Raw genomic sequence first — 14505 nt, forward strand, 5'->3', positions numbered from 1 at the left:
AGCCAACAGGAACCACGAAAATCATGAAATTCTCAATCGCAGAGGCGGAGGATCTCGTATCCTCTATCTTTGAGCGCAACGGCGTTCTGCCGCAAAACGCCCGTTCGGTGGCAAAGGCGCTCGTCGCCTCCGAGGCGGCCGGCCAGGGTGGTCACGGTTTTCGCCGCATCCCCGTTTATGTCCGGCAGGCGCGGGTTGGAAAGGTCGATGGTAAGGCGCGTCCGGTGGCGACCCGCGTGAAGCCGGGCGTGCTCTCGGTTGATGCCAATCACGGCTATGCCTATCCGGCGATCGATTGCGCCCTTGAGGAATTGCCGGACATGGTTCGGCAGCAGGGCATTGCGCTTGCCGCCATCCACCGTTCCCACCATGCGGGTGTCATGGCGCTGACCGTCGAGCGCCTCGCCGAAATGGGTTTTGTCGCGCTCATGTTCGCCAACGCACCGGCGTCAATGGCGCCCTGGGGCGGAAGCAAACCGCTTTATGGAACCAATCCAATTGCCTTCGCCACCCCCGTCGGCGGCGCCGATCCGCTGGTCATCGATCTCGCGCTCTCCAAGGTCGCGCGCGGAAAGATCATGGCGGCCCGCCAGAAGGGTGAAACCATCCCCGGCGACTGGGCGCTCGACCGAAACGGCCGGCCGACGACCGATCCCGAAGAGGCCATAGAGGGAACCATGGTGCCCGCAGGCGAGGCCAAGGGCGCTGCACTGGCATTGATGGTGGAGATCTTGGCCGCTGCGATTACCGGCGGAAACTTCGCATTCGAGGCATCTTCCCTTCTCGATGACAAGGGAGCGCCACCCTCTCTCGGCCACACGATCATCGCCATAGACCCGGTATCGTCAGGCGGTACGGCCTTTACCGAGCGGCTGGGGCTCATAGCCGGCGAGATAGAAAAGCAGGAAAATGTGCGTCTGCCCGGCCGCCGCAGCCAGGGGATTCGCAAGCAGGCGCTGGACAGCGGCATCGTGATCGAAAGCGATATTCTGGCCGAAATTCAATCGCTCTGATGCGACAATTAAAACCCGGCGGGTCGACTATGACCCGCCGGGCAAACCGTAAATGGCTGCTTCGCATTTGCGTCGATAGGGCCGGCCATCATGTCCAGCCCGCTTTGGTCCGCCATCCCTCCATTGATATGGAAGGATTTTGACGCAGAAAGCCGCTCATTCGGTTTTCAGCTTACGGGAGGGGACGTTTCGCGTAAGCTTGGATGATCAGGTTGGCGACTATGCGTCCTGCACGATCAGGCCGCGCAGCAGGGCGATGCTGACGGCATTCAGCAGATTGGTGGCGCCCAATCTGTGGCGCACCCTTTCAAGAGTATCCTTCACGTCCGCTTCGTCCGCGCCGGTTATCAGGGCGACGTGGGACGGATGCTTGCCCCGCGCGACCAGCCCCAGATAATGCCGCTCACGCTCCGAAAGGATGATTTCATGCGTCTGGCGATGTTCATGCGGCGTGTTTGAAGACATTTTCTTTCAGCCTTAAAAGAGATTGGCCTTCCCGGGGCACGATCAGTCAATGATTCATTCCCCGAAACCAGCTCGTTTACCGCTCTGTCTATACGCGAACAGAAACGCTAATTTCGCCAATAGGTTTCATCGGGCATTGGTAATTATGCAATAAGGGCCGCTTTCGCAGCCAGCCGATCCTGACGCGGACGCTCTATTCTGTGCACTGAAGGGAACTGCAACACCGATATCGCCAGAGACCACAATGGGTCTGGCGTGAAATGCAGCTTCAAAGCTCTGGAATGTTTTCGTCACACCCCGAAGGATATGCGGCGCTCTAATAGGCGATGTGCCTCACCGAGAGAATAACATCTCGCGCCAAGTTTTTCGTTTTATTGTTATGTTTCGGCACACAACGCGATGAGCGCCGACATATTTCTCAAATTTAATACATCATTTCGAAATATTGATGCCCTCAACATGTATCATCCGGCGGAATGATGCGCGTGTTTCTTGCGAATGTCGGTCGGTGTTGCCCCGAACCAGCGGGAGACGGAACGCGAAAACGCACCGGGCGTCGAATAGCCAAGCCTGTAACTGATGTCGGATACCGGAAGATCGCTTTCCACGAGGAGTTTGAAACCGGCATTTTTGCGAATGGCATCCTTTATCTCGTTGAGATTGGTGCCGAGCTCTGCGAGCCGCCGTTGAAAACTCCGTTCCGACAGGTTGAAATAGGGAGCAATCTCGCCGAGCGAAAGCTCGGCATCCGAGAGCCGCATCTGCATATACCGCTTCACCTGGTCAATGAAATGGGTCGCGTCCGCCGATGTTTCCGGTCGCAACATACGGCATTGCAGGTTCATCAGCTCGAACAGCCGCTCATCCGCATTCGGATTGACGACATCGAGAAGCGATACCGGAAGACGCATGGTATGGATCGGCTGGGAAAAACTGACGCGCCTGGTCATTCTTTCTTTAAATAGCTGAATATTATTCGGTTTCGGTCGCTCCAGACCGATCTCGATTTGGTTGATACGATCTCCGAGAATATCACGGAGACGTTGTACCAGGACGGCGAGCGACAAATCCACATATTGATCGCGCTTGGCAATAACCGGCGCGAAGGACCATGACAGGGTTACCTGCGTGGCATCCGTTACCATGGTGAAATTGCTGTTATTGGTCGCGTAATAAACATGGTCCTGAAGAAAACGCAGGAACGCCCTAACCGTCGGTGCGCTGATCAGCCCATATCCGAACGCGCCGGATGCACCCGCTGGAAAGGTGGAGGCGCATTGCAGACCGAAAGCGTCGTCGCCGGAAATCAGTGCACAGGTTTCGAGCAGCCGGGAAAATCTATCGAGGCTGATACGTTCCGTCAGGCTGCTGAATATGGCTGGATCAATGTCCAGAGCCTTGCAGATCGGTGCGATATCGATGCCCCGTGACCGGGCATAATTGCTGACGCCGGCAGCCAGACCGGCCACCACACTTATCTCGTCGCTGACCCTTTTCTCGGGCATCCCTCGCCTTGGCGTACCATGTTTGGAAATTGTCGCCTGATGGTAAGCCTTGAGAGAGCGTTTGTCGAGCAGCCCGGCTTCGGGATATTAAGTGCGGTCGGTGTCTGCGCTTTGCTCCAGCACCTGCATGATGGCTTTGCCGGCATCTTCGATAGCGCCGCTATTATCGACGGTCGTGACGTCGAAGTCTCCAGCGACTGTCAACGAACTGCGTTCCAGCCGCCGGAGAATATCGTCCCGGCTTTCCCGCCCGCGCTGCTCCAGGCGCATTGCCAAAACCTCCGGCCGAGCGACGATGTTCACGACCTTGAGACGGGAAAAGGCGGTGCCGAAATGCGGCAGGGCGGAACGCGAACCGTTGGCGATGACCACGTCTCCCGCATTGAGGTGACGATAGACCGCGGCCGGGATGCCATATTTCAGCCCATGCGCCTGCCAGGACACCGCGAAGGCGCCCTCATCTTCCAGCCGGTTGAACTCCTGCATCGAAACGGCATCGTGGTTTTCACCCCCCGCATCGCCGCTGCGGGTAATGACGCGGCGGGTGAAGTGAAAGCCCGGCCGTCCGCACAATCGCGCTGCGGCATAGTCCATCAGTGTGTCCTTGCCGGCCCCGCTCGGGCCGACAATCACGATCATCGTGCCGGGCGATGCCGCGCGCCGGCTATCCTGCCCATCGTCGGTCATGCCACGCGCTTGCCCTGACGCCAGACGGAACGGGCGACCGGCACACCATCCTCGCGGTGAACCCGGACCAGATCGGCCCGCAATCCCGTCGCGATACGACCGCGATCGAGAAGGCCGACGGTGCGCGCCGGCGTGGCGGTGACCATGCGCAGCGCCTCCGGCAGGCTGATGGCTTCCACCTGATCGGCGAGCAGGAATGGCGCGAAGAGCAGGCTGAAGGGCACATAGTCGGAAGAAAGAACATCCAGCACGCCGATCTCGGCGAGGTCGCGGGCGGCGATGTTGCCGGAGTGGGACTTGCCGCGAACGATGTTCGGCGCGCCCATCAGCACGCTCATGCCGGCGCTGTGGGAGGCTTTTGCGGCTTCGACGCTGGTGGGGAATTCCGCCAGTTTCACGCCGTGGCCGATAGCTTCGCCGACATGCGCCTCGGTGGCGTCGTCATGGCTTGCGACGGTGATGCCGCGCTCGGCGCAGCGGGCCGCCAGATAATCGCGGTGCTTGGCGGAATATTCCGCCGACGCCGCCTGCCGGCGCCGCACGAACTCGGCGAAAGCCTCGTCGCTCAGCCCACGCTTCTTCTGGTAATAGAAGATATATTGATCCATCGACTGGAACTGGCGCTGCCCCGGGGAGTGGTCCATCAGCGAAATCAGCCGCACGCGCGGATCGGTTTCGAAGTCTTCGAAATGGTCCAGCACATCCGAGGAGGCGACTTCACAGCGCAGATGGAGCAGGTGATCAGAACGAAGGCGGTTCTGATCCGCCGCGGCCTCGATGGCGTCAGCCATTTCGCGCATCTCACCCTTCTTGAAGCCGCCGTCCTCATCCGAGCCGAGCCGCAGGCAGTCGAATACGGTGGTAATGCCGGAGGCGGCCACCTGGGCGTCATGGGCCTGAATGGCGGCGATCTTGTCCCAGATCACGCCGGGGCGCGGCGAATAATGCTGCTCAAGATGGTCGGTATGCAGTTCCACCAGACCCGGGATCAAATAATCACCTTCCAGATCTTCGCCGGTTTTGGAGGCACCTTCGCTGATATCGGCGATCTTGCCGTCACGGATGAGGACGGAGCCCAGAATAATATCGTCTTCCAGAACGATACGGGCATTGGAAAGGGCGTGCTCGGTCATGGGTTCGCATCTTTCTTTGGTGGCTGGCCAAGGGGGTGCCAGCTATGAACGGTAAAGGGCGCGCCGCGCGTTTCTTCAATGAACAAGGCGAGGCCGGAAATGCTGAGGGGTCGATCGGTGAATTCGGAAAACCGCGCCGAAAGCACCTTGTGCATGGCGGGCTGCTCGCTCTCGTCGATGCGGCCGGTCAGCGTCATATGAAAACGGAAATCATCCATGACATGCGGATAACCCCAGAGTGACAGATTCTGCCGCTGGCTCTCCGTCAGCATCTGTGGCCGCCGACGGGCAATATCGGTCTCTGACAGGGGCGCGCGAAACCGGTCGAAATGATCGACGATCTCGGCGGCAAAATCCTGCAGCGGCTGATAGGTGCGGTCCGGGACCAGTGCGAAAAAAGGCCCGAGCGCACCGACGACGACACGCGGAATTTCGAAAGTGGACTGGCTGGCCGCGAAATCTTCGAAGGCCGTGAGCAGCTCCGCTTCGCTGTATTTTTCGGCAAGCTCGAAAGGAGCCTTCAGGGTCGCGTGGAAACCGTAACGGCGCGGCTCCTCCGTGATCTCGGCATAGTCGTCGTGGTCGTCATGCAGCGTGCCGGAAAATGCGTTGCGGCCCAGCCAGCGTGACGCTGCCTCAGTCAGCGGGTGATCTTTAGCCGGAGAAAAATAGATGGCATAGCGCACGGCAAGCACTCTTCAGTGTCATGGGAGACCAGGGATGAGAAGCTATTTGGCGTGACTCGCCAGCTTCCCGCAAGGTCAGGAGTGCGAGGTAATTGGTTTCCGTGACAGAATGATGATGCCGAAGGAAAAAAGCGCATTGGAAATGCGGCAAGCTTCCTAATGTGCTGAAGACACAGGCGGACATGATGACGGGATAGGGCCGGCATAAATTGGGACTGCGCGAGTGTCTGGCGGAGATGACGAACATCGTTACGAGGTTCGTCATTCCATCCCTTCAGACCTAGTGTTGTGTTTTGCCGATCAGGCGTGAACGCAGCGAATTGGAGATGTGGTCGAACAGGAAAACGACGAAGAGAATAAGCAGGACCATATAGGCGACCTTGTCCCAGTCGGCATTGGTGCCCATCGCTTCCAGCAGTTTCAGACCGATGCCGCCGGCGCCCACCGCGCCGATGATGGTGGCGGAGCGGGTATTGCTTTCCCAGAAATAGAGTGACTGCGAAATGAAGACCGGCAGGACCTGCGGCAGCACACCGAAGCGGTTGACCGCAATCGGGGAAGCGCCGACCGATTTGACACCCTCGCGCTGCTTGTCGTCGACATTTTCCAGTGCCTCGGCATAGACCTTGCCGAGCGCTCCGGTATCGGTGAAGAAGATCGCGGCAATGCCGGGGATCGGTCCGGGGCCGAAGCTGCGGGTGAAGAACAGCGCCCAGATCAGCATGTCGATGGAACGCAGGAAGTCGAATAACCGCTTCATGCCCCAGTTTGCGGCCCTGTTGGCGGTAATGTTGCGCGCGGCGATGAAGGCGAGCGGCAGGGCGACGACCGTGCCGAACAGCGTGCCCACAAAGGCCATGACCAGCGTCTGCATCAGCTTGGAAAGAATATCGGCATGTTGCCAGACGCTGTTGTCGAGGAAATCATCCACCATGTGGCCGATATTGGAGCGCTCGGGATCGAGCCTTTCTCCCCACAGCGCGAGAGCGGCGAGTTCACCATAGCCCTTGCCCCAGAATTCCGATTTGGTGTCGAACAGGAAATTCGCCCATCCGAGGAACCGACGCTGGACATAGACCTGACTGGTGCGGATTTCCGCCTGTCCGGCAAAACCAAAATGCACGAGAACCTTGTTGCCGTCCTGCTGGATTTCCTGCGGCACGTCGTCGGATGCCCGGGCCTGTTCTCCATTGATGATGACGGGATAATTCTTGCCGTCGACATAGACATCCACCCGGGTCGGGGTCACGTCGAGGCGGTTTTCCATGCCCGCATAAACGACGCTGTAGCCGCCATCAGGCAGGGGCTGCAGCCAGTCGATTTTTGCATCGACCGGATATTGCCCGCGGCTGGACCATTGCGGCTCCACCTTGCCGTCTTCGAAACGCAGGCGCGGCTGGGCACGCCAGGAATACCAGTCCTGAATATAGCTCGAGGCACGATCCCACCGGCCCTGCATGAAGGCCGGGCCGACATTGAAGAAGAAAAAGCAGCCGATGAGATAGACGGTGACGGCGAGAAGGCCGACGAGCAGACCATATCGCTGCATGAAACCGCGATTGAACACGTGCGGATGCGCGGCCGTCAATCTCTCGCGGTCGGCGGTGTTGAGAATGAAGCTGGACGACATCAGGCCGCTCCCCGTCCGAATTCGAAGGATTGATGACCGATCAGCCTGCGGCGCAGCCAGCCGGAAAACTGGTCGACGGCGATGATGGTGATCAGCAGAAGGATGATGATGGCATAGGTCTTCGACGCATGATCGTTACCGATCGACAGGCGGAAGACCTCGCCGATACCGCCGCCGCCCACGGCACCGATGATGGTGGAGGCGCGCACGTTGATTTCGGCGCGCAGCAGCGCGTAAGAGACGAAATTGGGCAGAACTTGCGGCACGATGGCGAAGCGCACTCGTTCCAGCCAGTTGGCGCCGGCGGCGCGCAAGCCTTCATCCGGCTTCATGTCGGCATTTTCCACCACTTCGAAGAACAGCTTGCCCAGAGCGCCGATCGTGTGGACTGAAATCGCGATGATCGCGGCGATCGGGCCGATCGACAGGATGGCGGTGAGCAACCCGGCGACGACGATTTCCGGAAAGGCGCGCAGGACTTCCATTACCCGGCGCACCACCCAGCGCACGAGGCCGGCACCGACGAGATTTGTGGAGGCAAAAAAGCACAGCACGAAGGCAAAACTGGTGCCGATGATTGTCGAAACCATCGCGATGTTGAGCGTGATGATCAGCTGATAGATGAAATGCGGGATGTAGAAGCTGTCAGTGATGTAAACACGATCCGCAACGTAATTATATTTCAGCGAACCGTCCGCATAGGGCGACGGCAGGTCGAACATCGCCCGGAAAATTTCAAGCGGGCTGTCCGGCACGAAGGTTTTCATGAAGTCGAAGAAATAGGGCAGGCGCTCGAAGAATTTACCAGAATTGGCCGCGTTGGCAAAATTCAGGGAAGCGGCGAGGATGGCGAGGAAGATCACAAGCGAAATAACGGTATAGATCCGTTTTGTCGCAAGCTGCTGTTGATAATGACGCATGACCGTCTGGGACGATGCGCTCAATCCCTTGGGGGAGAGGGTGTCATGATGCAGTGTGGTCGCCATGCCGCTTTTCCTTTATTGGCAAAAGCGGCGGCGCCGCAAGGCACCGCCGCTTCCGGGTATGATCGCAGGATCAGCCGCCGATAACGGACTTACGGGCGTCGATGATCGTCTGGTAGAAGGACGGATCGACCTTGATGTAGGCGGTGTTCTTGCCCTGGGTGAAACCCTGGAAGCAGGCAAGGTCCTTCTTCGGCAGTTCCATGAAGAAGTCTTCGACCTTCTGCTTCATCGCGTCGCCGAGCTTGTTGGTGACCATCAGCGGGCCGTTCGGGATCAGCGGCGACTTCCAGACTTCGACGATATCGTCCATGTCGAGGTTGCCCTTCTTGACCATCTGGTAGAGGTTGCCGGCGGTGTAGCCTTCTTCCCACTTGCCGACGCCCGAACCGAAGGTGGTGCCGACATCGAATTTCTTGTCGAGAACGGCAAGAACGAGGTTCTCATGGCCGCCGCCGAAACCGGTTTCGGAGAAGTATTCCTTCACCGGAACACCGGTTTCCTTCGGGATAGCCACGTTCGGAACGAGGAAGCCGGAGGTGGAATCCGGATCGGCAAAGCCGATCTTCTTGCCCTTGGCGTCAGCCAGCGTCTTGATACCGCTGTCCTTGCGGGCAACCATGATCGTGTAATAGCCGGTCGAACCATCGGCGCCAGCGGTGGTCAGGATAGGGTCGACGGCCTTCGGATCGGCAAGAGCGATCTTGGCATAGGAGGAAGCGCCCATGGAAGCGATGTCGATGGTGCCGCCGAGAAGACCCTGGATGACGCCGTTATAGTCCGGCGACGGGAAAACCTGAACTTCGGCAACGCCGGTCGCGGCCTTCAGGCCATCGGCAACGCACTTGGTGTTGCGGATCTGGTCGGCTTCGTTTTCGGAGCCGTCGAGACCGATGCGCAGAACCTTGACGTCCTGAGCCATGGCGGAACCGGCCAGAACGCCAAGCGCGACTGCCGAAAGAAGGACTTTCTTCAACATGGACTTTCTCCTGTTTCCCGGCGAGCCGGAGTTTGTTGTGAAGTATCGGCCCTTGACGCGGGCGCAAACGATGCTGAGCGGTTCCTCAGAGCCCGGCGAGAGCGAGCGGTTCGGGGCCGGCAGATTGCTGCACCGGACGCGCGGGAAGCTGCGCGCCGGGAATATTGATGCTGGTCGAGGTCATGGTCTCGTCGATGCCCGACCCTTGAGAATCGGTTCCGTAAATCTCCGTGACGGCCGCAGCCGTCAGCTCCGCCGGCGTTCCGTCGAAGACGACGCGGCCCTGAGACATGCCGATGATGCGTTCGCAATAATTGCGTGCCGTATCCAGCGTATGCAGGTTGGTGATGACCGTGATGCCTTCGCGTTCGTTGATGTCGCGCAGCGCGTCCATCACGATCTTGGCGTTCAGCGGGTCGAGGGAAGCGATAGGCTCGTCGGCCAGAACCATCTTCGGAGACTGCATAAGGGCGCGGGCGATGGCGACGCGCTGCTGCTGACCGCCGGAAAGCGTGCCGGCCGCCTGCATGGCCACATGTTCGATGCCAAGCCTTTCCAGGGCGGCGATCGCCATCAGGCGCTCGTCATTGGTAAAGATGTTGAACAGGCTGAGCGCCGTCGAGCGGTGGTTGAGGCGGCCGAGCATGACATTGGTGAGCACATCGAGGCGCGGCACCAGATTAAACTGCTGGAAAATCATGGCGCAGTCGCGCTGCCAGCTACGAAGCGCAGCACCCTTCAGCGCCGAAACTTCCGTGTCGTTGAAATGCATGGAACCCGAGGACGGATCGACGAGGCGGTTGATCATGCGCAGCAGCGTCGATTTTCCCGCACCCGAGCGTCCGATAACGCCGACCATCTGGCCCTGCGGAATTTCGACATTCACGGAATCGACCGCAGTGTGATTGCCGAAACGGCGCGTGACTTGCTTCAGGTGAAAGCTCATTTCCCCGTCCAATCTTCTTTTTGACGGGATTCGGCGTAACAGCGGTGCGTGAAGTGTGGATGTCAGTTTGATGAATAAAATATTACAGAATTCGCAGATACGACGCCCAGGGGTTCGCCGACAAAGCTTTCTGGAGGAATCTTGAGACCGTTCAAATCCGCGTGTCTTTTTTGATCGCATAAAAAAATCCCGGGGGTATCCCGGGATTTGCAGGTGGTCGGCAGAGGGAGGTTTCATCCGCCATATTTCGTGACGAAAACCTCGGCGTCCAGATTGCGGAAATCGTCGAGAGCGACGCGCAATGCCGCGTGATCCCAGTCCCACCACTTGAGATTATCCATTTGCCGGCCCAGTTCCGCCGGGAAGCGTTCCCGGATCAGCCGGGCGGGTACGCCGCCGACGATGGTATAGGGCGCGACATCTTTTGAGACGACTGCACCCGCCCCGATCACAGCGCCGTTTCCCACCGTGACGCCGGGCAGGATCGTCGCACCATGGCCGATCCATACATCGTGGCCGATGACGACGCGCTTGGCGCGGCGGGCGGCAAAGAAGTCCGTCTCATCCTCCGCATCGTCCCAATAGTTGTTGGCACGATAGGTGAAGTGATGCAGCGTCGCCCGCTGCATCGGGTGATTGGTGGCATTGATGCGGACGGAGGCGGCGATGTTGACGAATTTGCCGATGGTGGCGCACCAGATCGCACCATCCTGCATGACATAGGAGTAGTCGCCCATCTCGACTTCCTCGATGCGGCAGCGTTCCGAAATTTCGGTATAACGGCCGATCGCGGAGTTGCTGACACGGGCGGTCTCATGGATGACCGGTTCCAGACCCACCTTGACGCTCATGCCGCTGCTTTCCTGGGAGAAAACTGTGAGACGTCCAGAATGCGGTCGGCCACGGCCTCCCGCACCTCCTCGTCATGGAAAATGCCGAGCAGTGCCGTGCCCTTCTGTTTTTTCTCGACGATCATATCGACGACGACACGCCGGTTGAGGGCGTCCAGCGAGGCCGTCGGCTCGTCCAGAAGCAGAATCGCATGGTCGGTGATGAAACCGCGGGCGATATTCACGCGCTGCTGCTCGCCGCCCGAAAAGGTTGCGGGCGGAAGCGACCATAGTTCCCGTGGCAGGTTGAGCTTCGAAAGCAGCATGGCTGCGTGTTCGCGGGCTTCATCGGCGGCAACCTTGCGCGCCAGAAGCGGTTCGGCGACGACATCTATGGCAGCGACACGCGGCACGGTGCGCAGGAACTGGCTGACATAACCGATGGTGCGGTGGCGGATATCGAGGATCGTGCGCGGCGAGGCGTTGCCGATATCGACGACCTGGCCCTCATGACGAACAAGAATCTGCCCGCTGTCGATGGCATAGTTGCCATAGAGCATTTTCAGGATCGAGCTTTTGCCGATGCCGGAGGGCCCCCCGAGCACGACACATTCGCCGCCGCAAACGGAGAAATTGACATCGCGCACAACGGGCAATTCGATACCGTCGCGAAGATGCATGGTGAAGCTTTTGAAGACTTCCGAAACGATAAGAGGCGTCGGCATGGCATCAAACCTGCAGAATAGAGGAAACAAGCAATTGCGTGTAGGGCTCGCGCGGATCGTCCAGCACCCGGTCGGTCAGACCATGTTCGATGACGTCGCCGCCCTTCATCACCATCATGCGATGGGAAAGCAGCCGCGCCACCGCAAGATCATGGGTGACGACGACGACGGCGAGACCGAGATCGTTGACGAGACCGCGGACCAGATCGAGCAGGCGCGCCTGCACGGAAACATCGAGGCCGCCGGTCGGTTCGTCCATGAAGACGAGGCGCGGCGAGGTGACGAGGTTGCGGGCGATCTGCAGGCGCTGTCGCATGCCGCCGGAAAAGGCGCGTGGTTGGTCGTCGATGCGGTCGGTGCCGATTTCCACCCGTTCCAGCCATTCGCTGGCCGATTGCCGGATATTGCCGTAATGCCGGTTACCGACGGCCATCAGCCGCTCGCCGACATTGGCGCCGGCCGAAACCGCCATGCGCAGCCCGTCCGCCGGGTTCTGGTGCACGAAACCCCAGTCGGTCCGCATCAGGAAACGCCGTTCGGCCTCGCCCATATGATAGAGGTCACGTACCGAACCGTCGCGCATGCGATACTCCACACTGCCCGCCGTCGGCATCAGCCGGGTGGAAATGCAGTTGAGAAGCGTGGTCTTGCCGGAACCGGATTCGCCGACGATGGCAAGCACCTCGCCCGGGTAAAGCTCGAAGGAGACATTGCGGCAACCGGCGCGGTCACCGTAATATTTGGAAACGTCCCGGACTTTCAGAAGCGGTGCGTCGCTCATTCTGCGGCCTCCTTCACATCCGCCAGCAGGTGGCCCTTGTGGCCATGGGCGCGGCGGTCCTCGCAATGGTCGGTATCGGAGCAGACGAACATCCGCCCGCCCTTATCATCAAGCACCACCTCGTCCAGATAGACATTCTCCGCACCGCACAGCGCGCAGGGCTTGTCGAAGCGCTGGATTTCGAAGGGATGGTCTTCGAAATCGAGGCTGACGACGTCGGTATAGGGCGGCACGGCATAGATGCGCTTTTCGCGTCCTGCACCGAAGAGTTGCAGGGCGTCCGAGAGATGCATTTTCGGATTGTCGAATTTCGGGGTAGGCGACGGATCCATCACGTAACGCCCGGCCACCTTCACCGGATAGGCATAGGTGGTGGAGATGCGTCCGTTGCGGGCGATATCCTCGTAAAGCTTGACGTGCATCAGGCCGTATTCCTCCAGCGCGTGCATGACACGCGTTTCGGTCTCGCGCGGTTCGAGGAAGCGCAAGGGCTCGGGAATGGGAACCTGATAGACGAGGACCTGACCCGAATGCAGTTCCTCTTCGGGAATGCGATGCCGCGTCTGGATGATAGTTGCATCCTTGGTGCGGGTGGTGACGGCAACATTCGCCACCTTCTGGAAAAAGGCGCGGATGGAAACCGCATTGGTCGTGTCGTCCGCACCCTGATCGATAACCTTCAGCACATCGTCTGGGCCGAGAATGGAAGCGGTTACCTGCACACCGCCGGTGCCCCAGCCATAGGGCATGGGCATTTCGCGGGAAGCGAAGGGAACCTGATAACCGGGAATGGCGATGGCCTTCAGGATCGCCCGGCGGATCATTCGCTTGGTCTGTTCGTCCAGATAGGCGAAGTTGTAGGCAGCCAGCCCGTCGTCAAATGAAACTTCTTCAAGCATTGCGCGTTAGCCTTGTGAAAAAAGGAGTACAAGCTCATGGAGATTGGAATTCTTGTAGCCGTGTTCTTTGCTGTGTTTGCAGCATCGACCGTCTTTTGCGCTTACTGGTTTGGCGAGCAGCACAGCCGCTGAGCTATTCGGCCGCATCGCCCAGCCACTCCGCGCCATTGGCGTTGATCGCCTCGAAATCGGCACGCATTTTCCTGACCAGACCGAGTTCGGCCTGAAAATCCACGTAATGCGGCAGTTTCAGATGTTCGACGAAACCTGTCGCCTGAACGTTGTCGGCGTGTGAAATGACGAATTCCTCGTCCTGCGCGGGGGCCACCACATCCTCGCCGAATTCGCCTGCCCGCAGCGCCCGGTCGACCAGCGACATGGCCATCGCCTTGCGTTCGCTCTGGCCGAACACCAGACCGTAGCCGCGTGTGAATTGCGGTGGCGCCTTGGCAGAACCCTTGAACTGGTTCACCATCTGGCATTCGGTGACCTGTATGTCGCCAAGCGAGACGGCAAAGCCGAGTTCTGGCACCTCCAGTTCCACCTCCACTTCGCCGATGCGGATTTCACCGACGAACGGATGGGTGCGGCCGTAACCGCGCTGCGTCGAATAAGCGAGCGCCAGAAGGAAACCTTCGTCACCACGTGCCAGCGATTGCAGGCGCAGGTCACGCGGCATTGGAAATTCCATCGGCTCCCGCGTTAGGTCGCCGGCAATATGGTCAGCCGGCATATCGCCGTCGGTTTCGATCAGTCCTTCTTGCGCCAGAATGTCTGAGACGCGCATGACATGTTCCGGCTCGCCTTCGCGCTGGGTGGCTGTCTCAACGACTTCATCCTCCAGAAGCGAAGGATCGAGCAGGCGATGGGTGTAATCGAAGGTCGGTCCGAGCAATTGTCCGCCCGGCAAATCCTTATAGGTCGCGGAAACGCGCCGCTGCACCGTCATGTCAGCGGTATCGACCGGAACCGAATAACCGAAACGCGGCAGGGTCGTGCGATAGGCGCGCAGCAGGAAGATGGCCTCGATCATGTCGCCGCGGGCCTGCTTGACGGCAAGGGCTGCAAGCGACAGATCGTAAAGAGACGCTTCCGCCATCACCCGGTCGACGGCGAGCGAAAGCTGCGAAACGATCTGCGAAACCGTCATCGCGGGCAGGTGGCGGTCTCCGCGCCGCCTGTCGGCCAGAAGCCGGTGGGCGTTGGCAATGGCGGTTTCCCCGCCTTTGACAGCAACATACAT

Annotated in this window: 15 protein-coding genes; 1 reads left to right on the forward strand and 14 read right to left on the reverse strand. The window is 59.4% G+C overall.

Annotated elements, in window-relative coordinates:
• Positions 1–23 precede the first annotated feature (23 nt).
• Positions 24–1013: an Ldh family oxidoreductase gene (locus tag AGR7B_RS00505; protein ID WP_080855772.1), complete on the forward strand. Its 990-nt coding sequence runs from the start codon at positions 24–26 to the stop codon at positions 1011–1013.
• 219 nt (positions 1014–1232) lie between these two features.
• Here the strand turns inward: AGR7B_RS00505 and AGR7B_RS00510 are convergent, their stop codons facing one another.
• The 14 genes from AGR7B_RS00510 to AGR7B_RS00575 form a co-directional block, all read right to left on the reverse strand.
• The gene (locus AGR7B_RS00510; RefSeq protein ID WP_078051433.1) at positions 1233–1478 is read right to left on the reverse strand and encodes a helix-turn-helix domain-containing protein; all 246 of its coding nucleotides are present in this window, start codon (positions 1476–1478) and stop codon (positions 1233–1235) included.
• Between the two features lie 464 nt (positions 1479–1942).
• On the reverse strand, positions 1943–2983 hold the full coding sequence (locus AGR7B_RS00515; RefSeq protein WP_080852850.1) for an AraC family transcriptional regulator: 1041 nt from the start codon (positions 2981–2983) through the stop codon (positions 1943–1945).
• Positions 2984–3070: 87 nt separating this feature from the next.
• Positions 3071–3670 carry a phosphonate metabolism protein/1,5-bisphosphokinase (PRPP-forming) PhnN gene (gene phnN / locus AGR7B_RS00520; protein ID WP_162934000.1) on the reverse strand — a complete coding sequence of 200 codons (600 nt, stop codon included), beginning with the start codon at positions 3668–3670 and terminating at the stop codon, positions 3071–3073.
• On the reverse strand, positions 3667–4803 hold the full coding sequence (locus tag AGR7B_RS00525) for an alpha-D-ribose 1-methylphosphonate 5-triphosphate diphosphatase (protein ID WP_078051431.1): 1137 nt from the start codon (positions 4801–4803) through the stop codon (positions 3667–3669). The genes phnN and AGR7B_RS00525 overlap by 4 nt, the downstream gene beginning before the upstream one ends.
• The gene (locus AGR7B_RS00530) at positions 4800–5498 is read right to left on the reverse strand and encodes a DUF1045 domain-containing protein (RefSeq protein ID WP_174014058.1); all 699 of its coding nucleotides are present in this window, start codon (positions 5496–5498) and stop codon (positions 4800–4802) included. The genes AGR7B_RS00525 and AGR7B_RS00530 overlap by 4 nt, the downstream gene beginning before the upstream one ends.
• A 271-nt stretch (positions 5499–5769) precedes the next feature.
• Entirely contained in the window at positions 5770–7119 is a 1350-nt protein-coding gene (gene phnE, locus AGR7B_RS00535; protein ID WP_078051430.1) for a phosphonate ABC transporter, permease protein PhnE, read from the reverse strand.
• Entirely contained in the window at positions 7119–8105 is a 987-nt protein-coding gene (phnE, locus tag AGR7B_RS00540; RefSeq protein WP_080855773.1) for a phosphonate ABC transporter, permease protein PhnE, read from the reverse strand. Before phnE (AGR7B_RS00540) ends, phnE (AGR7B_RS00535) begins: the two co-directional genes overlap by 1 nt.
• 70 nt (positions 8106–8175) lie before the next feature.
• On the reverse strand, positions 8176–9081 hold the full coding sequence (gene phnD, locus AGR7B_RS00545; RefSeq protein ID WP_078051428.1) for a phosphonate ABC transporter substrate-binding protein: 906 nt from the start codon (positions 9079–9081) through the stop codon (positions 8176–8178).
• An 85-nt stretch (positions 9082–9166) separates the two neighbouring features.
• Positions 9167–10027, reverse strand: a complete 861-nt coding sequence (phnC, locus tag AGR7B_RS00550) for a phosphonate ABC transporter ATP-binding protein (RefSeq protein WP_080855774.1) — start codon at positions 10025–10027, stop codon at positions 9167–9169.
• Between the two features lie 233 nt (positions 10028–10260).
• The gene (locus AGR7B_RS00555) at positions 10261–10878 is read right to left on the reverse strand and encodes a transferase hexapeptide repeat family protein (RefSeq protein WP_080855775.1); all 618 of its coding nucleotides are present in this window, start codon (positions 10876–10878) and stop codon (positions 10261–10263) included.
• Positions 10875–11582 carry a phosphonate C-P lyase system protein PhnL gene (gene phnL / locus AGR7B_RS00560; protein WP_003524417.1) on the reverse strand — a complete coding sequence of 236 codons (708 nt, stop codon included), beginning with the start codon at positions 11580–11582 and terminating at the stop codon, positions 10875–10877. Before phnL ends, AGR7B_RS00555 begins: the two co-directional genes overlap by 4 nt.
• A 4-nt stretch (positions 11583–11586) precedes the next feature.
• Complete coding sequence (gene phnK, locus AGR7B_RS00565) at positions 11587–12363, reverse strand: phosphonate C-P lyase system protein PhnK (protein ID WP_003524419.1); 777 nt, start codon at positions 12361–12363, stop codon at positions 11587–11589.
• The gene (locus AGR7B_RS00570; RefSeq protein WP_065654731.1) at positions 12360–13262 is read right to left on the reverse strand and encodes an alpha-D-ribose 1-methylphosphonate 5-phosphate C-P-lyase PhnJ; all 903 of its coding nucleotides are present in this window, start codon (positions 13260–13262) and stop codon (positions 12360–12362) included. The genes phnK and AGR7B_RS00570 overlap by 4 nt, the downstream gene beginning before the upstream one ends.
• Positions 13263–13395: 133 nt before the next feature.
• Complete coding sequence (locus AGR7B_RS00575; RefSeq protein ID WP_080855776.1) at positions 13396–14505, reverse strand: carbon-phosphorus lyase complex subunit; 1110 nt, start codon at positions 14503–14505, stop codon at positions 13396–13398.

The sequence above is a fragment of the Agrobacterium deltaense RV3 genome, from assembly GCF_900013505.1.
Classification (GTDB): domain Bacteria; phylum Pseudomonadota; class Alphaproteobacteria; order Rhizobiales; family Rhizobiaceae; genus Agrobacterium; species Agrobacterium leguminum.